This is a genomic window from Dermabacter hominis NBRC 106157, from assembly GCF_001570785.1.
Lineage (GTDB): Bacteria > Actinomycetota > Actinomycetes > Actinomycetales > Dermabacteraceae > Dermabacter > Dermabacter hominis.
Window position 1 is genome coordinate 161,199 of the sequence record NZ_BCSI01000001.1, and the last position, 23,355, is coordinate 184,553.

Sequence of the window (23,355 nt, forward strand, 5' to 3'; positions counted from 1 at the left end):
CGCTCCATTGCAGGCCCAGTTCGGTAGGCTTGTGCCATGGATGCACGTGCCGATTCCCCCCTTCTGTCGCCGCTCGCGCGACGCGCGCGCGAGGCGAGTCTCCCTTTTGACATCGCCGGCGCGGCTGAGGCGCGCGAAAAGGCAGGGCATATTGCGCAGCAGATTGAGGACCACCTGGCGCCGAGGCTCGCCTCTCTCGAGGCGCCGCTTCTCGCGGTGGTGGGCGGCTCGACCGGCTCCGGTAAGTCGACGCTCGTCAATGCCCTCGTGGGGGAGAACATTTCGCGCGCGGGGGCTTTGCGGCCGACGACGCGCCAACCGGTTCTCGTGCACAACCCCTCTGATGCGCAGTGGTTCGAAGGGGACCGAATCCTGCCCTCGCTTCCTCGCGTGCACATGAGTGCGTCAAGCCCCGAAGCGCGCGAACGCGGAGCTGGATTCGGCACGGCCCTTCACCTGGTCGAAAGCGAGCGCGTGCCCCAGGGGATCGCACTTTTGGACGCGCCCGATATCGATTCGGTCAGCCGCGAAAACCGCGAGCTCGCCGGCCAGCTACTGCGCGCGGCAGATCTCTGGATTTTCGTCACAACCGCGCACCGGTACGCGGATGCGGTGCCGTGGCTCGCCCTCGCGCAAGCCGCGGAGCGCGAGGTGACCGTGGTCGTCATCATGAATCGCATCCCGCACAAGGACGGGGTTGCCGAAGATTTGACGTCGCACCTGGGGGCGATGCTCGCGGAGCGGGGCGTTATGACGGAGCGACTGCTTGCGATCCACGAGCAGGAGCTCGGCGAGGGGGAGATCCTCGAAACGGATGAGGTGCGCGAGCTTTCGGCGTGGCTGGGGGCGCTCGCACGCGACAAGGAGGCGCGCAGCGCGATCGCGCGGCGCACCCTGCGCGGGGCGCTCGTGGCGACAGCGCAATCGCTCGACGAACTCGGCGAAGCGGTCGCCGCGCAGGAAGACGAACGGGATCGGCTTGCGGCGCTCGCGCGCGCCGAATTCGATGCTGCGAAGGATTCGATCGCGAACCTTACTCGCGACGGTGCGCTGCTGCGCGGTGAAGTTCTCGCGCGCTGGCAGGACGTCGTTGGTACGGGTGAATTTTTCAAGGGCGTACAGGGGTGGGTGTCGCGCACGCGCGACCGCATCACCGCTGCTCTTACGGGACGCACGCGCCCGGTGGTCGCAGCTGAGAACGCGATTGAGACGGGCCTCGTGACCGTCGTCATCGACCAGGTCGCCAACGCTCGCTCGCGTACCGTGCGTGCGTGGAACTCGCATGCGGCAGGCGCGTCCCTGTTGCAATCGAGCCCCGGCCTTGCCGTCACGCTTATGCAGGTGCCCGAAGGCTTCCGCCGCACCGTTGAGGATCAGGTACGGGCGTGGCAAAAGGACGTCCTTGACCTCGTCGAATCAGAGGGTTCAGATCGCCGTACGCAGGCACGAGTGCTGTCCCTCGGCGTGAACGTCGTGGGCATCGCGCTCATGGTCGTGGTGTTCGCCTCCACCGCCTTCATGCCGACTGGCCTCGAGGTAGGCGCGGGAACGGCGACGGCGCTCGTGGGGCAGAAACTTCTTGAATCGATCTTTGGCGATGAGGCCGTGAGGCGGCTCGCGAAGAAAGCGCGCGGAATGCTCGATTCGCGCATCGGCAACGTCGTGGATACGCAAGCAACAGCCTTCGCCACGGCACTCGCTGCGCACCCCATCGTGACTGCATCGAGCGCGATTCACAGCGATGCCGAGACCGTGCGTCAACTCATCGAGAACCTGGGTGGCCCCTCCGCTGCTCCCCGAAGGGGTGGGCAATAGTGAGCACTCGATCCGTCACGAGGGCCCGCGGCCGTCTCGACGCTGCCGTGGAGGCCCTGAGCGGCGCGGTTGCGGAGGCGGAGCCGCTCCTCGACGATGCGACGCTCGAGGGCGCGCGTGCCGCGTGTGCGCGGCTCACGGAGCGTCTCGAACATTCGAGCGAGCACACCGTGATCGGGCTCTTCGGGGCAACGGGATCGGGGAAATCCTCGCTCGTGAATGCGATCGTCGGTGAGGACATCGCGCGCGTTGCGCACAGGCGCCCCACGACCTCGAAAGCTCTCGCGATCCTCCCCGAGTCTGCGGATGAACACGTGGACGGCTCAGCGGCTTCACTCCTTGACTGGCTCGAGATTCGCGAGCGGCACACGGTGGGCCGCGGATCTCTCCCGCAGGGAGCCATCCTCGTGGACCTTCCCGACTTCGATTCTGTCGAGAGCGCTAATCGCGAGATTGCCGAGCGTCTCGCCGGCACTGTCGATGTGCTCGTCTGGGTCACGGATCCGGAAAAGTATGCGGACGCCGTGCTGCACACGGAGTTCATTAGCCGCTTTGCGCGCCACGATGCGGTCACGATCGTCGTCGTGAACCAGGCCGATCGCCTGACGAAGGCCGACGGTGCGGCGGTGCGCTCCTCGATGAAGGCACTGCTTGCCGAGGACGGTCTCGCGAAAACAGAGGTATGCCTCGTGAGTGCCGTCGATGGCACCGGGCTCCCTCACTTGCGAGCTCAGATCGCCACCGTTGTCGAGTCGAAGCGCGCTGTTCTCGAGCGTCTGCTCGCGGACGCTCGCGCCGTGGGGGAGACCATCGCGCGTGCGACCGGGGTGACCGTTTCGCGTAAGTCCGTTGAAATTCCTCAGCTCACGCGAGAAGTACCAACCGTCGAGCTCGACCGACTCGAAGATGCCTGCGTAACCGCGGCCCAGGTGGACAAAATCTCTGAAGCAGTTGCGCAAAGCTACCGCACGCGCGCGGGTCGCCATACCGGCTGGCCGGCGCTGCGGTGGATTGGCGCGTTTAAGGTTGACCCGCTCGAGCGCATGCGCGTCGGGCGGGGAAGTAACAAGCACCGCAAGGGAGATTCGGACGACGAATTCGTCGCACGATCCTCACTTTCGATCGATGCTCCCGGCGCACGCGCCCGGATGAATCGCGCGGTCGACGAATTCGCGCTGTCTCTTGCCGGTCAGGCACCGAATCCGTGGCCGGGTCGTCTCGCGGACGCTCTCGAAGAGGAGAAAGACGCCCTTCCCGACGAGGTCGACTATGCCCTCACCCATACAGACTTTCGCGGCGCTGAAAAGTCGTGGACGTGGCTCCCGCTCAACATCGTGCAGTGGCTCTCGTTCCTAATGGCAATAGCGGGGCTCTTGTGGCTTCTCGCCCTTGCTGGCTTCGACTTCCTCCAAGTGCCGAAACCGCCCATGCCAATACTTGAGGGGCTGTGGGTTCCCGTGCCCGTACCGACGGCGATGATTATTGCGGGGCTTGGGCTCGGAATCGTGTTGGGTGCCCTTGCCGCGGTTCTTAATTCTTTCGTTGCGGCTTCCCGGAAGCGGCGGGCTCGCCGCGCGTTGCGGTCCTCGCTTCGTGACGCAGCAGAGCGCACAGTCGTTGCGCGTGCCCAGGGGGAGCTTGATCGGGCGGCGCGTCTTGAGGCTGCCCTTGTCACACTCGTGGCGTCGGCTTGAAACGTGCGCGTGAAGCCCCTCACGCTTCGCCAATGACCTTTGAGCGCGTTGGGGTGCAGCGCTAAAATAGATCATTGTCTGTGTTTGTGGCCGCTGCCCCGCGAGAGGGTGGCCGCCCCGGCTGCGCTCGGCGCGTGCCGGCCACTGACACCTGGGCGGTGCCGCCGCCACCACGTACTGTAAGAAAAGAGGCAATCATGGGTTCCGTGATCAAGAAGCGTCGCAAGCGCATGTCGAAGAAGAAGCACCGCAAGCTTCTCCGCAAGACCCGCCACCAGCGCCGCAACAAGAAGTAAGGCGCAGCGGGCCGAAGCCCGCTCGTGCAGAAGGCCGCCGCCACTCCATCCGGAGGGCGGCGGCCTTCTTTGTGATTCATTCCAGGCTATGGCCCCTGTTTCAACTCTCGCTCCCGGGTTTTTAGTGCCCCCGGATTCTAAGCGGTGAAAACCGCCTCATGGCGCGCCCAAACGTAACTTTTACGCCGTTTTTCACCACTTTCGGAAAGGGAGGGGGAGGGGGTGAATGAGTGGTAAGGCAAGGGCCCCTCCATATGAGGAGGGGCCCTAGTGCCTGAACTGGGAGTTACTGGGCGGTGATGCCGCACCCAGCCCTACGCTAGCCGCGGCGGAAAATGCGCGCCGCCGCGCTGAGGAGTGGGTGCGGACGCCTCAGGCCGCGTACGAGGGCAGCTTTGAGCTCCTCTTCGTTCACGCGATAGACGGCGACAACTTTGCCGTCGACAGCGACAACGGGAATCTCGATCGACCACCGGCGGGCGAGCTCGTCATTAGCCTCAATGTTGATGCGCTCGACCTCTTCGCCTGTGAGCGCGGCGACGCGCGAGACTACCTCGGCGGCCTCCTCGCACAGGTGACAGCCGGGCCTTTCGAGCAGCACAATGCGCGCGCCGCTCGAGGAGACGAGGCCGGGTTCGGTGGGTGTCTCTGGTGGTGTCATGCTGCCGCGGGCGCCGTGAACTCGACGTCGATCGTGATCGTGACCGTGTCGCCCACGAGAACCCCGCCGGCTTCGAGGGCCGCATTCCACGTGAGACCAAACTCCTTGCGGGAGATCTTGGTCGTGGCCGAGAAGCCCGCGCGGTAGCTGCCGAAGGGGTCGGTTGCGGCGCCTTCGTAGTCGACGTCGAGTTCGACCTCCTTGGTGACATCTTTGATCGAGAGATCACCCTTGAGGGTCGTGCCGTCGAAGGCCGTCGAGGTGAACGCCATGGCCGTGAACTGTTCGGCGTCGAAGAAGTCGGCGCTCTTGAGGTGGTTGTCGCGATCCTCGTTCCCGGTCGTGAGGGAGGAAATCTGGATTTCGGCATCGACACGCGAGTCCTCGAGCTTCTCGCCGATGATCATGCGGCCGGAAACGTCGGTGAACTGCCCGTGAGTTTTGGAAATGCCGGCGTGGCGAACAGTGAAGGCGACGGTGGTGTGTGAGGCATCGAGGGTCCAGGTTCCCTGCGTGAGGCCTTCGGGAAGTGCGGTCATGGGGTTCTCCTTTTATGTTGTGGGTCGGGGAGGGAATGTGCCACGACCCCAGAAGTTGTAATCTAAATGATTTTGGTTGTGTGGTGTTGTCAACCCTTGCGACCCGCCCTCGCGGCCGCTCAGGAGGTGAGGCGGGGGACACCCTTTCGTGCACCCGAGTCCCTATACGCGCATAATAGGAGGCGTTTTCATGCACTATCCGAGAGTATTGAGCGAAAGGGGCCGTAGGTGGCGAACGAGGACGTCGGGCTGGAGGTCCCATGGCTCGATCTCGAGGAACAAAAGGCATGGCGCACCTACCTTTTCACGACCACGCGCCTCAAGGATCGCCTCTCGCAGACCCTCGAGCAGGATCCACGAATCGACCTTTCGCTCCCCGAGTACGAGATTCTCGTGCGGCTGAGCGAGAGCGAAAATGATTGCGTGCGCATGTCGGATCTCGCCCAGCAGGTCGTCCACTCGCGCTCTCGGCTCACGCACACGGTGGCGCGCATGGAAAAGCGCGGTCTGGTGGTGCGGGAGCGTTCGACGTCCGACGGTCGCGGACGCGTCGCCGTTTTGACGGCCGCGGGCCGCGAGCTGCTCGAGCATGCTGCGCCGGTGCATGTGAGAAGCGTGCGTGAATTTCTTCTGGAGCCGCTGGGCAGGGAAGATTTTCTCGAGCTCGCCCGCATCCTCGATAAGCTCGTCGATGATGAAGACCGCGAGTGCATCGAGTTTTCCGCCGACGAGCGGGACTAGCGGCTAGGCTGGACTGCCAAGGCTTTGTGGCCGCTTCGTGACCACTCTTTCCATCTTCGAGAGGGCTTATGACTGAGACGATCGTTCACCTGGTTCGGCACGGTGAAGTGTACAACCCGGGAAAGATCCTCTACGGGCGCCTGCCCGGCTATCGCCTTTCGGAGCGCGGCGAACAGATGGCCCGCCTTACGGGCGCGGCTCTTGCGGAGCGTAATATCGCGAAGGTGGTGGCATCTCCACTTTTGCGCGCGCAGCAAACGGCAAAGCCGATCGCTGAACCGCACGGGCTCGAGATTGAGACTGACGAACGCCTCACGGAGGCCCTCAATCATTTTGAGGGCCACAGGATCGGCCACGGCGAAGCGAGCTTCACCAATCCGGAGAACTGGAAGTACTTCGTGAACCCGTTTCGCCCGAGTTGGGGCGAGCGATACCGCGACCAGGTGGATCGCGTTATGGCGGCGGTGCGCGATGCTCGACACGCCGCCGAGGGGCACGAGGCAGTGCTCGTGCTGCACCAACTGCCAATTTGGCTCACGCGCCGCGCCGCTGAGCACAAGCCGATGCTGCACGACCCGCGCAAGCGTGAGTGCGGCCTCGCATCCGTGACGTCTCTCGTGTTCAACGGGGAGCACCTTGATCACGTCGAGTATGCCGAGCCTGCCGCCGCGCTCTACGAGGGCGCGGTCGATGCCACGGGAGGGAAGCTCACATGAGGAACGTATCTTTCACGCGTCGTGCGGCGCTGGCTCTGCCCTTGGGGATCGTGGGCCTCGCGGGTTGCGCGAGCACGGATACCTCCGCGCGCTACGACACCGGCTACGTTGAAGGCTCGGGCGTGAGCACCGAAATCGCGGTCGACAAGCGGGGTGATGCCTACGACTTCTCGGGCGAGACATTTAGTGGCGAGACCTTCACGCTGAGTGAGAAGCGCGGCGCCCCGGTCGTGCTCAACGTGTGGTACGCCTCGTGTGCACCATGCCGCAAGGAGGCTCCCGACCTCGTCAAACTCCACGACACCTACGCGAGCAAAGGCGTGACGTTCGTCGGCGTGAACGTGCGAGACGAAGCCGGTCCCGCCCAGGCGTTTGAGCAAAAGTTTTCGATTCCCTACCCGTCGATCCCCGACCGGGACGGCACCATCATGTATGCGCTTCGCGGGCAGATCTCCCCGAACGCCGTGCCCTCCACCCTCGTGTTTGACGCGAAGGGGAGGGTTGCCGCGCGTATCTCCGGCCTCGCCGACCCCTCAATCCTTGGCGCGATGATCGATCGGGTCCTCTCCGAATGACCGAAATCCAGCACGTGTTCGCGAGCACTGTTCTCGACGGTTCGCTTCTTCTCGCCGCTGCCGTGAGCGCGCTCGCGGGGATCGTGGCATTCCTGTCGCCGTGCGTATTCCCGGTCGTTCCCGGATACCTCGCCTACGTCTCCGGCTTGGCCGGCCAGAGGGAAGAGACGAATAATCGCACCGGCCGCCTCGCCCTCGGAGCTCTATTGTTTGTGCTCGGTTTTACCGCGATCTTCATGGTCATGGGCGGTTTCGTGGGGGCCATTGGGTACAGCCTCAGCGCACACACCACGTGGATCAACCGCATTGCAGGCGTCCTCGTGATTCTTATGGGGCTCCTGTTCATCGGCCTCTTTCCGCGTCTGAGCGGGGAGGTGCGTGTGAAGAAACGGCCCGATGCTGGACTGTGGGGCGCCCCCCTCATGGGCATCATCTTCGGTTTTGGTTGGACGCCGTGCATCGGCCCCACGTTCGCGGCCGTGAGCACCCTCGCCCTTGACGGCGGGAGCGCGAGTCGCGGCGCAATCCTCGCGTTCGCCTATTCGCTCGGTCTCGGGCTCCCGTTTCTCGCGTTCGCCCTTCTCTTTGACCGCGCACTGACGTGGTCGGCGTGGCTCAAGAATCATCGTCGGTCCGTCACCGTGGTCGGCGGTGCGCTGCTCATCGTGATCGGCACGCTGCTTCTCACGGGGCAGTGGAGCGCCTGGATGGCGCAGCTTGCCACGTGGACCGGCTCGTTTACGACCGTCATATGACCGGCCCGAATCAGACGAAGGGAGAAGCCGCGGTGAAAGCCCAGCAAGCGTCGGACACCCCCAACCCCACCCCCGCTGACGAGCCCACCCTGCCGCGTCTCGGACTGCGCGGAAGCTTGCGCTTCATTTGGCGCCAGCTCACGAGTATGAACACGGCGCTCGTGCTGCTTCTTCTGCTCGCGGTCGCGGCTGTGCCCGGGTCGCTTTTGCCGCAGCGCTCCGTGAATCCCGCGCAAACGGATCAGTTCTTGGCCGAGAACGGCTGGTGGGGTGAGCTTCTTGACTGGGCAGGATTCTTCGACGTCTTTACGTCGCCGTGGTTTAGCGCGATTTACCTTCTGCTGTTTATCTCCCTCGTGGGCTGTGTGCTCCCGCGCTGTGTGACATACGCGCGCCAGGTTGTCGCGCAGCCGCCCCGCACGCCGCGCCGGCTTACGCGCTTCACTGGTTACACGAGACGTCCTGTTGAGGCAGCCACGGCGCAGGAGATCCAGGATCGCGCCAGTAGGCGCCTCAAGCGGACCGGCTATCGCGTGCGGCACCTCGAGGAGGAAACGGGTGCGCTCAGCGTGAGCGCCGAGCGCGGGTATTTGCGCGAAGCCGGCAATCTCGTGTTTCACCTCGCGCTCCTCGGCGTCCTCATTGGCGTGGGGCTCGGCTATCTCACGTCATATCGCGGGCAAATCACCGTCGTCGAGGGGGAGGGGTTTGCGAACTCTCTGACCGGCTACGACACGTTTGAGTCGGGCGCGTGGTTCAATCCCGACGATCTTCCGCCGTTCCGCTTCACGCTCGACGAGTTTCGCGCGGAGTTCTCGACCGATACTTCGAATCCGAAGGCCTTTGGGCTGCCCACGAAGTTCGAGGCGGACCTCACCGTTGAGGCACCGGGCCGCGAAACATTCCGCAAGCGCGTGCGCGTGAATGAGCCCCTCGAGGTCGATGGTGCGAGCGCGTTTCTTCTCGGCAATGGCTACGCCCCCATCCTCACCGTGCGTGACCCTGAGGGGAACGTCGTCGCGGATGGGCCCGTTCGTGCGGTCTCGAACGACAAAAACTACACCGGCCAGATCGTGCTGAAGATGCCCGATGCGTCCCCGAAGCAAATGGCGCTCGTGGGGATTTTCGCGCCGACGGCCGTCGTCGATGAGCGCGGCCCCCACTCGACATACGCGGGCCTCGTGGATCCGAAGCTCTTCCTCACGGCGCACACCGGTGATCTGGGCCTCGATACCGGCGTGCCCACCAACGCCTACCAGATCGACGTCTCCACGCTTGACCAAGTGACCCAAGCCGATGGGAAACCCCTGCTCATGAGTCTTTCGCCCGGGGAAAGCTACGACCTTCCCGATGGCTCGAGCATCGAATTTCGCGGCGTCAAGCGCTATGCTGCTTTCGACGTGAAGCATGACCCCTGGCAGGGTTTCACGCTTGCGATGGCGCTCACCGCGGCCGCTGGCCTCATGCTTTCGCTCTTCATCCCGCGCCGCCGCCTGTGGGTGCGCGCGATCCCCGCGGGCGAAGGCGTAGAGATCGAGGTTGCTGGCCTCGCGCGAAGCGAAGACTTCGCCCTCGCGAGCGACGTGGCCCGCCTCGCCGACCACCTCGCGCCTGCCTCCCCCTCCGCCGTTCCTCGAGGAAAAGGACCCCGTCAGTGAATTTTCAGCAGCTCGCCGCGGCATCGGATTTCTTCATCCTGCTCGCGATGGTCGTGTACATGATGGCGTTCGTCGCCTTTGCCATCGATCTCGCGAAAGCGGTTCGGGTGCGCTCGGATGTGCGCCTCGCGAAGAAAACGCGCGAGCGTGAGCTCGCCACCGTCGGCACGCCTGCGCGCCCCGATTTCGCCGGCTCGGTCGCTGCCGCAGATCTCGATGTTTCTGAGGGCGCCGACGATGCCGAGGCCGAACTCGCGCCTGGGCGCGGAATGAACCCGCTGACCTTCGCCCTGGGGGCTGCGGCGATCGCGACCGCCTTCCAGCTCCTCGGGGTTATTGCGCGCGGTATCGCGACCCAGCGAGTGCCGTGGGGCAACATGTACGAGTTCTCGATGACCGGGGCGGCCGTCATCATGGCGATGTTTTTGCTGCTCGCGCACCGAGTGCGGGACATGCGCAGGCTCGGGCTCTTTGTGCTCACGCCCGTCCTTTTCATCATGGTCATCGCGTACACGTCGTGGTATTTGCCGGCCGCACACCTCACGCCGAGCCTCCAGAATTCGCCGTGGCTCGTGATCCACGTGATCGTGGCGATCCTCTCGATGGCCCTGTTCTCCCTGTCCGCCGTTGTCGCGCTGCTGCAGCTGCTCCAGCATTCGCGTGAGAGCCGCCTCGAAGCGGGGAATGAGGCGAGCTCGTCGCTTCTCGAGCGGGTGCTCGAGCGGGTTCCCAACGCCAAGCGCCTCGAGCAAGTTGCATTTCAAACGACGGCCGTGGGCTTTGTGCTGTGGACGTTCACGCTGATCTTCGGTGCTATTTGGGCGAATTATGCGTGGGGGCGCTACTGGAACTGGGATCCGAAGGAAACGTGGACGTTCGTCATTTGGATCGTGTACGCCGTGTACCTCCACGCGCGCGCGACGATAGGTTTCCGAGGAAAAATCGCCGCGTACTTCTGCATCGCCGGTTTCGTGTGCGTGATCTTCAATTACACGATCGTCAACACGGTCATCAACGGCTTGCATTCGTACTCGGGCCTGTAAATGTCGGTGCGTGAGCGCGACGTCTTCCGCAAACCTGGGACCGCGCGTGCGATCCAGTGGGAACGCGCGGGTCTCGAGTGGCTTGAGGAGGCCGCGCCGAGCGGTGGTGCTCGGGTGGTCGGGATCGTAGGGTCCGACGCCTCCCAGCTGTGCCTCGAACGCATTTCGCACGTGGCGCCTAGCGCGCGTGCGGCGCGCGACTTTGGCGCGGCACTCGCCGTGACGCATGGCGCTGGTTGCGGCCGCGCGAGTGAAAGTGGCGAGCGGAGTTTCGGGCTCGGGCCGATCGATGCCGAAGGCCGCGCGTGGCGGGGAGACGGTCTCCAGGGGCCCGCGGGCGAGCAGCTTGCGCTTCCCCTCGCGCAGGAAGGCGAGTACCTTTCGTGGGGCGCGATGTTCGCGAATGCGCGGGTCGACCCGCTCGTGCGCGCGTCGGGGGATCTGTTCGACGCGGAGCAGCGCAAAGTTTTCGGGTGTCTCATGTCGAGGCTGTGCGCCGGCGATTTTGACGACGACGAGCCTCCCGCACGTGTCCACGGTGATCTGTGGGCGGGTAACGTGCTTTTTGATTCCGAGGGGGCAGTGTTGATTGATCCCGCGGCGTATTCCGGCCACCGTCTGGATGACCTCGCGGCCCTTCACCTGTTTGGAGCCCCGCATCTCGCCCACGTGGTCGAAGGCTACGAAGCAGCGCATCCACTCGCGCATGAGTGGCAAGACGTTCTCGCTCTCCATTCGCTGCATCTTGTCCTCCTGCACGCCGCACTTTTTGGCGGCGGGTACGCCGGCGAGGCGCTCACGATCGCGCGGCGCTACGCCTAGGATTAATACCCGTCAGGGAACAACTCTTGGTTCGGAGGAACCCCGTGATCACCACCGCTGTAATTCTCGCCCGCGGCCTCGGCACGCGCATGCGCGCTCAGGGCGAAAGCTCGAGCTTGAGTGCCGAGCAAGCCGCCGCCGCAAGCCTCGGCTACAAGGCGCTCATGCCGATCGGCGCGCATCGCCTCATCGACTATTCGCTCAACGCGCTTGCGGATGCGGGAATCACGCGGGCCGTCGTCGTTGTCGCGCCCGAACACGAGGCGTTCAGCGCTCACGTCCGCGAGCTCGCGCCGAACCGCCTGCACATTGACTTTGCGGTCCAGGACGAGCCGCTCGGCACGGCGAACGCTCTCGCGAGCGCTGCGAGCGTCGTGGGGGAGGAGTCGATGCTCATGGTCAACGGCGATAACCTCTACCCGCGCGAAGCCCTCGAGGCGATGACGAAGGTGTCGGGGAGCGCAATCGCGGGCTTTGACCGGGCGTCGCTCATTGACAACAGCAACATTCCCGCCGAGAGAATCGCCTCGTTCGCGCTCATCAGGCACGAGGACAACCGCCTGACCGGCATGATCGAGAAGCCGTCCCAGTCCGAGCGTGCCGAGTTTGGCGAGAGCGCACCGGTGTCGATGAACCTTTTCGCGTTCGAGCCGTCCATCTTTGAGGCATGCCGAAGCATCGCGCCGTCGGCCCGCGGCGAGTACGAGATCGTCGATGCCGTCATGGCGCTCGAAAGCGTGCAGGTCGTGCCGGTGTCGGGCGGTGTTCTCGACCTCTCGCGCCGCGATGATATCGCTGATGTTCAGGCGCGCCTCTCCCACGTGGACGTGCGCCTGTGACCGGGTGGCGGGTTCCGGGCCGCATCGAAGTCCTCGGAAAACACACTGACTACGCGGGCGGCCAGGTGCTCGTATCGGCGGTGGGCCGGGCCGTGACGGTGCGCGGGCGGAACAAGCCCGACGCTTCCTCGACATTCACCATCCGCACGTCGCTCAGTAGCGAGCCGGCCGAACTCGCCCCGGCGCGCGACCCGAAGTTGCCGAACGGCCACTGGGCCCACTACGTGCAAACGGCGGTCAATCGCCTCACGTCGAACTTCGGTCCGCTTGCTCCGGCTGAACTCACCATTGACTCGGATCTGCCACCCGCCTCGGGGATGAGCAGTTCGTCCGCGGTCCTCACGGCGGTGGCGCTCACTCTCGCGGACCTCAACGACCTTCCCGCGCGTGAAGAGTGGGTGCGGAACATCGACAATCGCGTGGATCTCGCGGGCTACGCCGCCTCCATCGAAAACGGGAAGCGGTTCAAAGACCTTGCGGGTCTCACAGGTGTGGGCACGTCGGGCGGGTCGCTCGATCACACCGGGATGCTCGCGACGCAGCCGGGCTCGCTCAGCCACGTGGTATTTGATCCGCCGACGGTTCTCGGCACCTCGTCGCTTCCTGAAGATCTGGTGTTCGTCATCGCCGTGAGCGGAGTCCTCGCCGAGAAGACGGGTGCGGCGCGCGAGGCGTACAACCGTGGGCCCGCAGCGCTCGGGGCGGTGCTCGAAGCCTGGAACGAGCAGCAGGGACGCGATGATTCATCGCTTCACCGCGTCGTGCGGGAACTAACCGGGAATAGTGATCCCTCATTGCCCGTGGATCGCTCCTCGCGCGAGCTCGATCCGCTCAGGCGCGTCGCTCCCGAGGGGTATGCGAGCCAGAGGCTCGAGCAGTTCATCGAGGAGTCCGAGGTACTCGTGCCCGAGGCTGCCGCAGCCCTCAATCGAGGGGATATCGACGCGTTTTCGTCGATCGTGTTGCGCTCGCAGGACCTTGCGGAACGAAAGCTCGGCAACCAGATTCCCGAAACCGTCGAGCTTGCTCGCTCGGCCCGCGCGCTCGGGGCGCGTGCCGCCTCCGCGTTCGGTGCAGGCTTTGGCGGGAGCGTGTGGGCGCTCGTTTCTCGCGCGGATGCCGCGGCGTTTGCGCGCCAGTGGAAGCGCGACTACGAGGCGATGTACCCGCAGCACGCTGCGACAACCCTCGTGTCCGAGCCCGGAGCGCCGGCAAACCGCCTCTAGCCCAGACGGGCGAACTCGATGCCGTGCGCGGGCAGGGCACCTAGCGCCAGCGGCGGGAAGTGGCCTTAGCGGCGCGCGCCATCGTCGTCGGGGCCTTCAAGGTCACCCGTTGGCTTGTCTTCGGGGCGCTCATAGTCGCGCACCGTGTAATCGCGCGGCCCCTTGGCAGGGGTGATTCTCGAATCGTCCTTTGGCGCGGGTGTGCGCCCAGCCGCCGGACGCGGCTTGTTCGATGCTGCGGAACTCCCGGAGGCGCCCTCTTCGCGTTTCTTGCGGCGCATCTCCTCCTGAATGTGCTCGCGGCGGCGTGCGCGGTTTTCCTGGTCGAGCTTCGCGAGGAAAGCCGGGTCGTCATCCGGGGCCAGCGGGCGCTGAGGTGCACGCGAGCGGGGCGCGCGAGCAGCGTTCGACTGTGAACCTCGGTCTTTTCCTGCGAGAAGCCACAGGAACGCCCCAAGGAAAGGGACGAACACGATCACGAGGAGCCACCCGAGCTTCGGCAGCCCCTTAGAGCGCGACTCGGGAGTGTTCGCGACATCCGCGAGGGCATACACCGTGAGGGCAACGTAGGCGAGAACCAAGATCAAGCGAGGCATGCTCGCCATTCTTTCACGACGAGGGATAATGGAGGTAATGCGAAATTACGTTCTCTACTCGGTCATCCGCCTCGCCCTCTTTGCCGGGGTGTGGGCACTCTTGTACTTCCTCATGCCCGGCGTGCATTGGCTCTTCACGGGAACGCTCGCCGCGGTCATCGCGATGCTGATCTCGATCCTTGCGCTCGGGAAACTGCGCCAGGGGGTGGCCTCGAACCTCGAGCACTCCGTCGAAGAGCGACGAGAGAAAAAGCGGGGTCACAAATCTGACGCCGAGCTCGACGCGGAGGCAGAGGACCGCCTCATCGACCTCGGCGAGTAGCCCCTGCTCTTAGAGGAGCGCCGAACTCAGGGCGAACCCCGCGAGCATGAGGAGCGAGGCCACGAGTTCAAGCTTGCCCGTCGCCGCGAGCACGGGAATTAACTCTCGGCCCGAAGCGCGCTGCTCAATCACGCGCCGGATGGGCGCCATCGCAAGGGGCAGTGCGAGGAACGTGAGCGCCACGAGTGGGGTGTGCGGAACCACGGGAATCAGCAAAAGGAACGGCACGAGGATCATCGCCGCATACAGCAGGCGCGTGGCACCGTCGCCGAGCCGGACAGCAAGTGTGCGCTTGCCGGAGACGCGATCGGAGGGGATATCGCGCAGGTTGTTCGTGAGCATGACCGCGCAGGCCCACAGGCCAACGCCGCTCGCAACCAGCAGGTCGTCGAGCCCAGTGCGCCCCGACAGGAGATAGCTCGTTCCCATGACCGCAACGAGCCCGAAGAACACGAACACCATGACCTCGCCGAGGCCCATGTAGCCGTAGGGGTGCTTCCCGCCCGTGTAATACCACGCCGCGAGAATGCACACGATCCCAACCAGAATCATCCACCACGCGCCCGCGAGGATCACGAGCGTCAGGCCCGCGAGGGCCCCCACTCCAAATGACGCGAAAGCCGCGCGCTTCACGGCTATGGGCCGCGCCGCCCCCGAACCGGTCAGCCGGAACGGGCCGACGCGGTCATCGTCGGTGCCGCGGACACCGTCGGAATAATCATTCGCGTAATTGACGCCCACCTGCAGGGCTAGAGCGAGCACGAGCGCGAGCAGGGCCCGCCCGACGGTGACACTGCCCTGGTAGCCCCCGTGCATGAGGGCGAGGCCCGTGCCGGCCGCGACCGGGGCGATGGCGGCGGGAAGCGTGCGGGGTCGGGCCCCCTCGATCCATTGCGCTGCACTTGCCATTTACTCGTTGTCCTCTTCGTCGGGCCCGCCGAATTCGAGCTCGTGGTGCCCGTCGGTGCTGAATCGTGTGCCGAGGCTCTTTGCGTACTCGAAAGCCTCGATGTTGAGCAGCGCCTCGTGTGCGAGCTCAGCGGCGGCTTTGCGATCCACCTTTCCGCTGTCGAGGCGGGGGAGGGAGCCCGTCGTCAGGACACTGCGGGGAATTTCGTGCCGCGCGAAACCGGCATCGGTAAGGGCAGTCGCGACCGTCAGCTGCGCCTGGAGATCCGCCGTCCACGTTTGTGTGGGTATCGCTCCCTCAACCTTTGGAACGGTGAGGGCCACCGCCATCTGGCCCCACTCCTTCGACTCGACGGGAACGACGAGAACTTCGCGAAACTCGCCCGTGCCCTCGAGCACGCGCTCAAGGGCCTGGGGAACGATTTTGCGCCCGCCCGAGATGATGACGTCATCCGCACGCCCAAGGATGGTGAGGCGCGTGAGACCGGTGGCCTTGTCGCGGGTGAGACGTGCGAGGTCACTCGTGCGCAAGAGGCGCGTTGCGGCGAGCTCGGGTGTCGAAAAGAAGCGGCGGCGCGAATCGGCATCGTTGCCGTCGACATTCGTGAACGCACCTGTCTCGTAGATGTATCCGAGCGCGATCGACGGCCCCGTAATCATGAGCTGATCCTCATCGTTGACCTTGAGTTCGACACCCTGGAGGGGGAGACCGTTGTAGACGCAGCCACCGGCGGTCTCACTCGAGCCGTAGGTCGTGACGATCCGCGCGCCGAGCTCTCGCGCGCGATCGAGGAGCTCAGGGGCAGTCGCGGCGCCGCCCACGAGGACCATCTCGAAACGGGAGAAGGCGCGCGATACAGCGGCATCACCTGCTTCGGCCGCGCTCACGATTCGTTCGAGCTGCGTGGGAACGAAGGAGGTGTAAAGTGGCAGGTCAGCGAGGGCCTGATCGCTACGGACACGTGCGTCCCAGCGCTCCATTGCACCCGTCAGCACCGTCGCATCGAAATGGCCCGAAAGGTCCACGAGCGGCGCGAGTGCGCCAGGAAGCCCGTCGTGATCGTCGAGTCCCAGAAGTGTGCTTGCCACGCTCGCCCGAGCGATGACCTGCACGCCCGCGATGTGCGTGGGGGGAAGAAACAGCATCCAGGCACCGTGCGAGCCGAGCTCGTAGGCGGTCGCGTGAATCGAGGCCTTGAGGCTCTGGATCGAGTGCGCGACAGACTTCGGCGTCCCGGTGGAACCGGAGGTCGGCACCACGAGGGCGATCTCGCGCGGATCGGGCTCACGTACCCCCGCGTCTGAACGCGCACACGTACAGCCCGCGCACGCGTTTTCGCGCGGTTTCGCGCATTCGAGCGGGCCGATCAGCTCAGGTCGCTCATGGGCGCCGAGCCAGAGGCGAGCGGTACCAGCGAGGGCCTCGCCGATGCCGCGCGCGTACTGAGCTTGCGAGCACACGGTCCCATCGAACGGGCCGGGCGTTAGCCACGGAAGCGACTCGCGGTCGGGGGTATGTGAGGTGCTCACGCGTGCTCCTTTCGGTGAAGAATGTCGATCCGACGCTTGCCGGCAACCGTCGGAACCCTAGCCCTGTGGGTGGGGGAAGGCCGACCAATCCGGTTCGCGCTTTTCGAGAAACGCATCGCGCCCTTCGACCGCTTCGTCGGTCATGTAGGCGAGGCGTGTGGCCTCGCCCGCGAAAACCTGCTGGCCCATGAGGCCGTCGTCGGCGAGGTTGAAGGCGAACTTGAGCATGCGAATTGCCTGCGGGGACTTCGTGCCGATCACGTGGGCCATGCGCAGGGCCTCGTTTTCGAGTTCCTCGTGGGGCACGACGTGATTGACGGCCCCCCAGTTGTAGGCATCCTCCGCCGAGTACTCCTCGGCGAGGAAAAAGATTTCGCGCGCGCGCTTTTGCCCGACCTGCTTCGCGAGGTACGCGCTCCCGTAGCCGCCGTCGAAGCTGCCCACATTCGCGTCAGTCTGCTTGAAGCGCGCGTGCTCCCTACTTGCGATCGAGAGGTCGGCGACGACGTGCAGAGAGTGACCACCGCCGGCGGCCCAGCCGTTGACCGCGGCGATCACGACCTTGCCCATCGTGCGGATGAGACGCTGAACCTCGAGGATGTGGAGGCGGCCTGCGCTTTCCGGGCGGATCGATTCGGCCGTGTCGCCGTCGGCATACCGGTACCCGCTGCGCGAGCGGATCCGCTGGTCCCCGCCCGAGCAGAACGCCCACACGCCGTCCTTGGGGGCGGGGCCGTTACCCGTAAGAATGATGACGCCCACGCTCGGGTCGAGTCGTGCGTGATCGAACGCGCGGTACAGCTCGTCGACCGTGTGCGGGCGAAAGGCATTGCGCACCTCGGGCCGGTCAAACGCGATGCGTACGGCGTTGAGATCCCGGCACTGTTCCTCGCCGCGCTCATCGCGCGTGCGCTCGACTGCGCGATGGTAGGTGATGTCCGTGAACGGTGCGGAGCCAAGTTCGGCCGCGCCGATGTCACGCCAACGATTGGGGTCGAACGTCGCGGATACGGGGGTGGGAAGTGGCGCTGCAGTCATGATGTCAAGTTTAAAGCTTCGTGTGAAAAGCACGCCGTCTCAGGCCCGAAACCACCCAAGCGCTCATGAAAAATGAGGCGTAGACTACATTAAGCAATCGGCATTGGCGCATGAGTGGCGCTGCCGCCCTGCGTCGTGTCGCCCCACTAGTGCAAGTCCCGTAGAGGGCAGGGAGAGACATGAGCTCCGCACACGAATGGCCGAACGAGCCATCCCATCCACTCACCTCCGAAGAAGCCCATCAGCTCAATTCGTGGTGGCGCGCCGCGAACTATCTTTCGGTGGGCCAGATCTACCTCATGAACAACCCGCTTTTGCGGAAGCCACTTTCGCGCGATGACGTGAAGCCGCGCCTGCTTGGCCACTGGGGTACTACCCCAGGGCTCACGTTCCTGTACGCGCACGCGAACCGCGCGATCAAGCAGCGCGGCCTCAACGCGTTTTACGTGACGGGCCCAGGCCACGGCGGCCCGGGCCTCGTTGCCGCGAGCTACCTCGAAGGCACCTACACCGAGACCTACCCCGCGATCACGAAGGACGAACGCGGCCTCACGAAGCTGTTCACGCAGTTCTCGTTCCCCGGCGGCATCCCCTCGCACGTCGCCCCCGAAACCCCCGGCTCGATTCACGAGGGCGGCGAGCTCGGCTACGCGCTCTCGCACGCGTACGGTGCGGTGCTCGACAACCCCGATCAGATCGCTTTCACGGTCGTGGGCGACGGCGAAGCCGAGACGGGTCCGCTCGCGACGAGCTGGCACTCGAACAAGTTCCTCAACCCGAAGAACGATGGCGTTGTGCTGCCGATTCTCCACCTCAATGGGTACAAGATCGCGAATCCCACCGTTCTTGCGCGCATCAGCGAGGATGAGCTTCGCTCGCTCATGGTCGGTTACGGTCACACCCCTCTGTTCTTCGAAGGTGGCTTCGACGACGAGCCGATCGAAGAGACGCACAAGCGTTTCGCGGCGGTACTCGACGAGGCGCTCGACATGATTGCCGACATTAAAAAGCGCGCCGCCGAGGGTGACATCGAGCGTCCCATGTGGCCGATGATCGTGTTCCGCACGCCGAAGGGCTGGACCGGCCCGAAGGAAATCGACGGCAAGAAGACAGAGGGCTCGTGGCGCAGCCACCAGGTGCCGCTCGCGAGCGCACGCGACACCGATCAGCACCTGAACGACCTGCGCGAATGGCTCGAGTCCTACAAGATCGAGGAGCTCGTCGACGAGGACGGCGCGTTCATCGACGAGGTCGTCGATGCTGCGCCGGCGGGGCTTAAGCGCATGAGCGCCAACCCGATTACGAACGGCGGCGAGGTCCTCCACGACCTCGTGCTCCCCGACTTCCGTGAGTACGGCGTCGACGTTCCCCACCACGGCGGAACGAATTCCGAGGCCACTCGCGTTCTTGGCACGTGGCTGCGCGACGTCGTCAAGAACAACATGCATAACTTCCGCGTGTTCGGCCCCGATGAAACTGCCTCGAACCGCCTCCAGGCGATCTACGAAGTCTCGGGAAAGCAGTGGAATGGCGAGTTCGAAGACCACGACGCCGCCGAGAATCTCGCGCAAGAGGGCCGCGTCATGGAGATGCTCTCCGAGCACCAGATGCAGGGCTGGCTCGAGGGCTACCTGCTGACGGGCCGCCACGGCCTTTTCTCGAGCTACGAGGCGTTTATTCACATCGTCGATTCGATGGTGAACCAGCACGCCAAGTGGCTCAAGGTCACGAATGAGATCGAGTGGCGCCGCCCCATCGCCTCGCTCAACTACCTCCTGAGCTCGCACGTGTGGCGCCAGGACCACAACGGCTTCAGCCACCAGGATCCGGGCTTCATCGATCACGTGGTGAACAAGAAGAGCGAAGTTGTGCGCGTATACCTTCCGCCGGACGCCAACACGCTGCTGTCGACCTACGATCACTGCTTGCGTTCGCGCCAGTACATCAACGTGGTCGTCGCCGGCAAGCAGCCGAACCCGAACTGGCTCACGATGGACGAGGCGATCGTGCACTGCACGCGCGGCATCGGCATTTGGGAGTGGGCAGGAACCGAGGTCGACGGCGAAGGCGTGGACGTTGTGCTCGGCTGCGCCGGCGATATCCCGACGATCGAGACCCTCGCGGCGGCGAAGATTCTCCGCGAGGAGATCCCCGAGCTGCGCGTGCGCGTTGTGAACGTCGTGGACCTCATGCGCCTCCAGCATGAGCGTGAGCACCCGCACGGTCTTTCCGAGAAGGACTTCGACGGCCTCTTCGGCAAGGACATTCCGGTGGTGTTCGCCTACCACGGCTACCCGTGGCTTATTCACCGTCTCGCGTACCGCCACGACCCGAACGCGCGCATTCACGTGCGCGGGTACAAGGAAGAGGGCACGACGACGACGCCGTTCGACATGCTCATGCGTAACGACATCGATCGTTTCCACCTCGTCATGGACGTGATCGACCACGTCGATTCGCTCGGTACGCAGTACGCGGGACTGCGCCAGCGCATGTCTGACGAGCGCATTCGCGCCCGGCAGTACGCGTTCACGCACGGCGCCGACATTCCCGAGGTCGCGAACTGGGTGTGGGACGATGAGCAGCACGATGCGGCTATCGCGAGCGAGGCCGTGAACGTGACGGGCGGCGACAACGAGTAGCCCCCGCCACCTCCCCTTTCCTGAATTGCATAGAGGTTGTGGGGGTTTGCGAGGGGCGAGACCTCGCGGATAACCCCCACAACCCTTATGTAATCCGGGTGGCCCGCACTTGCGTCCACTCAGCCCCTCCTCCCAGCCCTTTGTCCACCCGTCCGCCCTTTATCCCCCGCTAGCCCTTGTCCTCCCGCTGGCCATGTCCACCGGCTAGCCCTTCTCCTCCCGCTGGCCCTAGCCCACCCGACCGCGCGAACGGAACCACCATTACCCCCACAACTCCTATGCAATTCGAAGGACAGATCGAGCGCATCGAGATCGTGCGCATCCCCATGCGCACGCGCTTTCGCGGCATCGACGTGCGGGAGGCGGCTCTCTTGCGCGGCCCCGCAGGCTGGGGCGAGTTCTCGCCGTTTCTCGAATACGGCCCCGAGGAGGCCTCGGCCTGGCTCGCCGCCGCTCTCGAGCAGGCCACCCTTCCCTTCCCGGAGCCCTTGCGCCCCCGCATTCCCATCAACGCGACGATCCCCGTCGTGAGCCCGGAGCGCGCGTACGCACTTGCCCGGTCGTTCGGCGCCGCCACCGCGAAAGTGAAGGTGTCCGACGCTAGCTGCGCCCACAGCGATGATCTGGCGCGAGTCGCGGCCGTGCGGGAAGCCCTGGGTGATGAGGCCAGAATTCGGGTGGATGCGAACGCCTCGTGGGAGGTGAGTGAGGCGATCGAGAAGATCCGCGAACTCGATCGCGCAGCCGGCGGTCTCGAATACGTCGAGCAACCGTGCGCGAGCGTCCGCGAGCTTGCCGAGGTGAGGCGCGACGTGCGCGTGAAGATCGCCGCGGACGAATCGGTGCGCAAAGCCGACGATCCCCTCGCGGTAGCGCGCGCGAAGGCCGCCGACATCCTTGTCATGAAGGCGCAGCCGCTCGGGGGAGTGCGGCGCGCCCTTGCGCTTGCGGAGCAAGCGGGACTGCCGGTTGTGGTGTCGAGCGCGCTCGAAACGTCGGTCGGCCTCAGCGCTGGTCTCGCGTTCGCGGCGGCTCTTCCTGAGCTCGAGCATGCGTGCGGGCTTGGCACGGCGAGGCTCCTCGAGGGGGACGTGTGCGAGCGCCCGCTCGTGAGTGATGACGGCACGCTTCCCGCGGGGCGCATCGACGTGAGCGAGGAATTCATTGAGAAGTACCGCGCGAGTGAGAGTCGCGCGCGCGAATGGCATGTGCGCATTTCCCAGGCAGCCGAGGTGCTCGAGGCGCGCACGCGGTAGCCCGGTAGGCTGGGGACATGCATATTTCCGCCCCGCCTCGTGCCGGTTCGGGCGCGCTTGAGGCCGCACACGCCTTTCTTTCCTCCCTCATCGCGTGCGGGCTTCGCCACCTCGTGCTTGCCCCCGGATCGCGCTCGGCTCCGCTCGCCTATGCAGCCAGTGCCCTCGCCGAGCGCACAAGCACGGCATTCGAGGTGCACGTGCGCCACGATGAGCGATCCGCGGCGTTTACGGCCCTCGGGCTTAGTCGAGCTGGTGAGCTGGCCGCCGTCGGAACGACGAGCGGAACCGCGACCGCACACCTGCTTGCCGCCGCCATGGAAGCCCACCACAGCGGTATACCCCTCGTGCTGCTCACGGCCGACCGACCGGCCGAGCTACGTGGGACCGGGGCGAACCAAACGACGTACCAGGCGGGGCTTTTTTCGCCGTTCACCGTGCTCAACATCGACCTTCCCGCGCCCGGTGCCCACGAGGCGAGCCACACCGATGTTCGGCTCGCGGTGGACACGGCGGCGCGCGCGGCCCACGCCGCCCTCGAATCTCCAGGGCCCGTGCACCTCAACCTCGGTTTTCGCGATCCGCTCGCGGCGACGTGGGCGACAGCCGAGCGTGCCGAGGACGTGCTCCGCATTCCCGAGCACGCTGCTTCGGCGGACCGCGCCGGTGTTCCCCTCCGCGATCTGCCCGCCCGCACCGTCGTCGTCGCCGGCGACGGGTATGACTCCGGGCGCCGAGCTGCCGCGCTCGCCACACACCTAGGCCTGCCGCTTTTCGCCGAACCGAGCAGCAATGCACGCACGCGCGCAGACGTCCTCGTACCCATGTACCCGGAGGCGATCGCGCACGTCATGGGCACGGAAGCCCACGAGCTTCGACCGAGAACTGTCATCGTCGTGGGCCACCCCACGCTTTCTCGGCCCGTGATGCGGCAACTTCTCGGCGCGAGCGACATCGAGGTCATCCTCGAAAGCAGCCGCCTTGAATGGCCCGATGCGCCCCGCAACGCCACGCGCATCATTCCCCTGATCGACGTCGAAACCTCGAGCCTCGCCGAGGAACAGCCGAGTTACCTCGACGCGTGGAAGGAACTCGGCAGAGAACTCGACGCACGCGGCCGTGAGCGCCTCGCGCCGCAAGCCGTGGCCGCGCTCGCGGTATGGGAGGCTTGCGCGCAGGACCGCGCCCCACTCGTGCTCGGCGCAAGTTCCCTCATCCGCGATCTCGAACAGCACGCGGGATCGAACAATGCGCGCGTGTATGCCAATCGCGGTCTCGCGGGAATCGACGGCACCGTGTCGATGGCGAGCGGCATTGCCCTCGCCGAACGAAATCGCACGCGCGTCCTCCTCGGCGATGTGAGCGCGATTCACGATCTCACGGGTTTTGTCATCGGCCCCACCGAGCGCGAGCCTGAACTCGACATTGTGATCGTGGACGACAATGGCGGGCGCATCTTCTCGGGCCTTGAGCATCAGGGGGCGCTTAGCTCGGTTCTCGAGCGGTTTTTCACGACGCCTCATGGGGTTGATTTGGCTTCGGCGATCGAGGGGCTCGGCGTTCAGGTTGAGCGGTGTGCTCCCGGTGAACTCTCAGGGCGCCTGTCGACCGCCTCACACAACGCTCGCCGCCGGGTGTTTTTTGTGGATATCGGAAGCGAACGTTCAGGAAACGGGGTTTAG

At 65.1% G+C, this 23,355-nt stretch carries 22 protein-coding genes; 16 read left to right on the top strand and 6 right to left on the bottom strand.

Annotation, left to right across the window (positions count from 1 at the left end; all coding sequences use genetic code 11):
- The first annotated feature begins 36 nt into the window (after positions 1-36).
- The 3 genes from DEHOM01_RS00685 (at position 37) to DEHOM01_RS09635 (ending at position 3,805) form a co-directional block, all read left to right on the top strand.
- A complete protein-coding gene (locus DEHOM01_RS00685) occupies positions 37-1,815 on the top strand; it encodes a dynamin family protein (RefSeq protein WP_061211061.1) in 1,779 nt (592 codons plus the stop codon).
- Positions 1,815-3,509: a GTPase family protein gene (locus DEHOM01_RS00690; RefSeq protein WP_061211062.1), complete on the top strand. Its 1,695-nt coding sequence runs from the start codon at positions 1,815-1,817 to the stop codon at positions 3,507-3,509. Before DEHOM01_RS00685 ends, DEHOM01_RS00690 begins: the two co-directional genes overlap by 1 nt.
- A gap of 197 nt (positions 3,510-3,706) precedes the next feature.
- Entirely contained in the window at positions 3,707-3,805 is a 99-nt protein-coding gene (locus DEHOM01_RS09635; protein ID WP_005504750.1) for a 30S ribosomal protein bS22, read from the top strand.
- 319 nt (positions 3,806-4,124) lie between these two features.
- On the opposite strand, the gene DEHOM01_RS00695 is transcribed toward DEHOM01_RS09635, so the two are convergent.
- Both DEHOM01_RS00695 and DEHOM01_RS00700 read right to left on the bottom strand, forming a co-directional pair.
- A complete protein-coding gene (locus DEHOM01_RS00695; protein ID WP_061211063.1) occupies positions 4,125-4,466 on the bottom strand; it encodes a glutaredoxin family protein in 342 nt (113 codons plus the stop codon).
- Entirely contained in the window at positions 4,463-5,005 is a 543-nt protein-coding gene (locus tag DEHOM01_RS00700) for a YceI family protein (RefSeq protein ID WP_061211064.1), read from the bottom strand. The genes DEHOM01_RS00695 and DEHOM01_RS00700 overlap by 4 nt, the downstream gene beginning before the upstream one ends.
- A gap of 228 nt (positions 5,006-5,233) precedes the next feature.
- Between DEHOM01_RS00700 and DEHOM01_RS00705 the strand changes: the two genes are divergently transcribed.
- From DEHOM01_RS00705 to DEHOM01_RS00745, 9 genes are all read left to right on the top strand, one after another.
- Entirely contained in the window at positions 5,234-5,746 is a 513-nt protein-coding gene (locus tag DEHOM01_RS00705) for a MarR family winged helix-turn-helix transcriptional regulator (RefSeq protein ID WP_061211065.1), read from the top strand.
- 68 nt (positions 5,747-5,814) lie between these two features.
- On the top strand, positions 5,815-6,462 hold the full coding sequence (locus DEHOM01_RS00710) for a histidine phosphatase family protein (RefSeq protein ID WP_061211066.1): 648 nt from the start codon (positions 5,815-5,817) through the stop codon (positions 6,460-6,462).
- On the top strand, positions 6,459-7,037 hold the full coding sequence (locus DEHOM01_RS00715) for a TlpA family protein disulfide reductase (RefSeq protein ID WP_061211067.1): 579 nt from the start codon (positions 6,459-6,461) through the stop codon (positions 7,035-7,037). The genes DEHOM01_RS00710 and DEHOM01_RS00715 overlap by 4 nt, the downstream gene beginning before the upstream one ends.
- Positions 7,038-7,042: 5 nt before the next feature.
- On the top strand, positions 7,043-7,792 hold the full coding sequence (locus tag DEHOM01_RS00720) for a cytochrome c biogenesis CcdA family protein (protein ID WP_156468287.1): 750 nt from the start codon (positions 7,043-7,045) through the stop codon (positions 7,790-7,792).
- Entirely contained in the window at positions 7,789-9,450 is a 1,662-nt protein-coding gene (gene resB, locus DEHOM01_RS00725) for a cytochrome c biogenesis protein ResB (RefSeq protein ID WP_245630626.1), read from the top strand. The genes DEHOM01_RS00720 and resB overlap by 4 nt, the downstream gene beginning before the upstream one ends.
- Entirely contained in the window at positions 9,447-10,493 is a 1,047-nt protein-coding gene (gene ccsB / locus DEHOM01_RS00730; RefSeq protein ID WP_245630627.1) for a c-type cytochrome biogenesis protein CcsB, read from the top strand. The genes resB and ccsB overlap by 4 nt, the downstream gene beginning before the upstream one ends.
- Entirely contained in the window at positions 10,494-11,315 is an 822-nt protein-coding gene (locus DEHOM01_RS00735; RefSeq protein WP_061211069.1) for a fructosamine kinase family protein, read from the top strand.
- Between the two features lie 44 nt (positions 11,316-11,359).
- Positions 11,360-12,154: a nucleotidyltransferase family protein gene (locus DEHOM01_RS00740; protein WP_061211070.1), complete on the top strand. Its 795-nt coding sequence runs from the start codon at positions 11,360-11,362 to the stop codon at positions 12,152-12,154.
- Positions 12,151-13,380 (top strand): GHMP family kinase ATP-binding protein, encoded by a 1,230-nt coding sequence (locus DEHOM01_RS00745; RefSeq protein WP_061211071.1) that lies wholly within the window; start codon positions 12,151-12,153, stop codon positions 13,378-13,380. Before DEHOM01_RS00740 ends, DEHOM01_RS00745 begins: the two co-directional genes overlap by 4 nt.
- 65 nt (positions 13,381-13,445) lie before the next feature.
- Here the strand turns inward: DEHOM01_RS00745 and DEHOM01_RS00750 are convergent, their stop codons facing one another.
- Entirely contained in the window at positions 13,446-13,976 is a 531-nt protein-coding gene (locus DEHOM01_RS00750) for a PLD nuclease N-terminal domain-containing protein (protein WP_061211072.1), read from the bottom strand.
- A 37-nt stretch (positions 13,977-14,013) separates the two neighbouring features.
- Here DEHOM01_RS00750 and DEHOM01_RS00755 point away from each other — a divergent pair, with 37 nt between their 5' ends.
- Entirely contained in the window at positions 14,014-14,298 is a 285-nt protein-coding gene (locus DEHOM01_RS00755; RefSeq protein WP_061211073.1) for a DUF4229 domain-containing protein, read from the top strand.
- A 9-nt stretch (positions 14,299-14,307) separates the two neighbouring features.
- Here the strand turns inward: DEHOM01_RS00755 and DEHOM01_RS00760 are convergent, their stop codons facing one another.
- The 3 genes from DEHOM01_RS00760 to DEHOM01_RS00770 are packed head-to-tail and all read right to left on the bottom strand — an operon-like array spanning position 14,308 to position 17,775.
- Complete coding sequence (locus DEHOM01_RS00760; protein ID WP_061211074.1) at positions 14,308-15,207, bottom strand: 1,4-dihydroxy-2-naphthoate polyprenyltransferase; 900 nt, start codon at positions 15,205-15,207, stop codon at positions 14,308-14,310.
- On the bottom strand, positions 15,208-16,737 hold the full coding sequence (locus tag DEHOM01_RS00765) for an AMP-binding protein (RefSeq protein ID WP_061211075.1): 1,530 nt from the start codon (positions 16,735-16,737) through the stop codon (positions 15,208-15,210). It lies immediately after the preceding gene.
- A gap of 57 nt (positions 16,738-16,794) precedes the next feature.
- The gene (locus tag DEHOM01_RS00770) at positions 16,795-17,775 is read right to left on the bottom strand and encodes a 1,4-dihydroxy-2-naphthoyl-CoA synthase (protein WP_061211368.1); all 981 of its coding nucleotides are present in this window, start codon (positions 17,773-17,775) and stop codon (positions 16,795-16,797) included.
- 179 nt (positions 17,776-17,954) lie between these two features.
- Between DEHOM01_RS00770 and DEHOM01_RS00775 the strand changes: the two genes are divergently transcribed.
- The 3 genes from DEHOM01_RS00775 (at position 17,955) to menD (ending at position 23,355) form a co-directional block, all read left to right on the top strand.
- Positions 17,955-20,417, top strand: a complete 2,463-nt coding sequence (locus tag DEHOM01_RS00775) for a phosphoketolase family protein (protein ID WP_061211076.1) — start codon at positions 17,955-17,957, stop codon at positions 20,415-20,417.
- 278 nt (positions 20,418-20,695) lie between these two features.
- Positions 20,696-21,673: an o-succinylbenzoate synthase gene (locus DEHOM01_RS00780; protein ID WP_061211077.1), complete on the top strand. Its 978-nt coding sequence runs from the start codon at positions 20,696-20,698 to the stop codon at positions 21,671-21,673.
- 17 nt (positions 21,674-21,690) lie between these two features.
- A complete protein-coding gene (gene menD, locus DEHOM01_RS00785) occupies positions 21,691-23,355 on the top strand; it encodes a 2-succinyl-5-enolpyruvyl-6-hydroxy-3-cyclohexene-1-carboxylic-acid synthase (RefSeq protein ID WP_061211078.1) in 1,665 nt (554 codons plus the stop codon).

Bases quoted from the DNA above. Each gene is read 5' to 3' on its own strand.
- DEHOM01_RS00685 (WP_061211061.1), top strand. From the start codon at position 37: ATGGATGCACGTGCCGATTCCCCCCTTCTGTCGCCGCTCGCGCGACGC.
- DEHOM01_RS09635 (WP_005504750.1), top strand. From the start codon at position 3,707: ATGGGTTCCGTGATCAAGAAGCGTCGCAAGCGCATGTCGAAGAAGAAG.
- DEHOM01_RS00695 (WP_061211063.1), bottom strand. From the start codon at position 4,466: ATGACACCACCAGAGACACCCACCGAACCCGGCCTCGTCTCCTCGAGC.
- DEHOM01_RS00700 (WP_061211064.1), bottom strand. From the start codon at position 5,005: ATGACCGCACTTCCCGAAGGCCTCACGCAGGGAACCTGGACCCTCGAT.
- DEHOM01_RS00710 (WP_061211066.1), top strand. From the start codon at position 5,815: ATGACTGAGACGATCGTTCACCTGGTTCGGCACGGTGAAGTGTACAAC.
- DEHOM01_RS00715 (WP_061211067.1), top strand. From the start codon at position 6,459: ATGAGGAACGTATCTTTCACGCGTCGTGCGGCGCTGGCTCTGCCCTTG.
- resB (WP_245630626.1), top strand. From the start codon at position 7,789: ATGACCGGCCCGAATCAGACGAAGGGAGAAGCCGCGGTGAAAGCCCAG.
- DEHOM01_RS00735 (WP_061211069.1), top strand. From the start codon at position 10,494: ATGTCGGTGCGTGAGCGCGACGTCTTCCGCAAACCTGGGACCGCGCGT.
- DEHOM01_RS00750 (WP_061211072.1), bottom strand. From the start codon at position 13,976: ATGCCTCGCTTGATCTTGGTTCTCGCCTACGTTGCCCTCACGGTGTAT.
- DEHOM01_RS00755 (WP_061211073.1), top strand. From the start codon at position 14,014: ATGCGAAATTACGTTCTCTACTCGGTCATCCGCCTCGCCCTCTTTGCC.
- DEHOM01_RS00760 (WP_061211074.1), bottom strand. From the start codon at position 15,207: ATGGCAAGTGCAGCGCAATGGATCGAGGGGGCCCGACCCCGCACGCTT.
- DEHOM01_RS00770 (WP_061211368.1), bottom strand. From the start codon at position 17,775: ATGACTGCAGCGCCACTTCCCACCCCCGTATCCGCGACGTTCGACCCC.
- DEHOM01_RS00775 (WP_061211076.1), top strand. From the start codon at position 17,955: ATGAGCTCCGCACACGAATGGCCGAACGAGCCATCCCATCCACTCACC.
- DEHOM01_RS00780 (WP_061211077.1), top strand. From the start codon at position 20,696: ATGCAATTCGAAGGACAGATCGAGCGCATCGAGATCGTGCGCATCCCC.
- menD (WP_061211078.1), top strand. From the start codon at position 21,691: ATGCATATTTCCGCCCCGCCTCGTGCCGGTTCGGGCGCGCTTGAGGCC.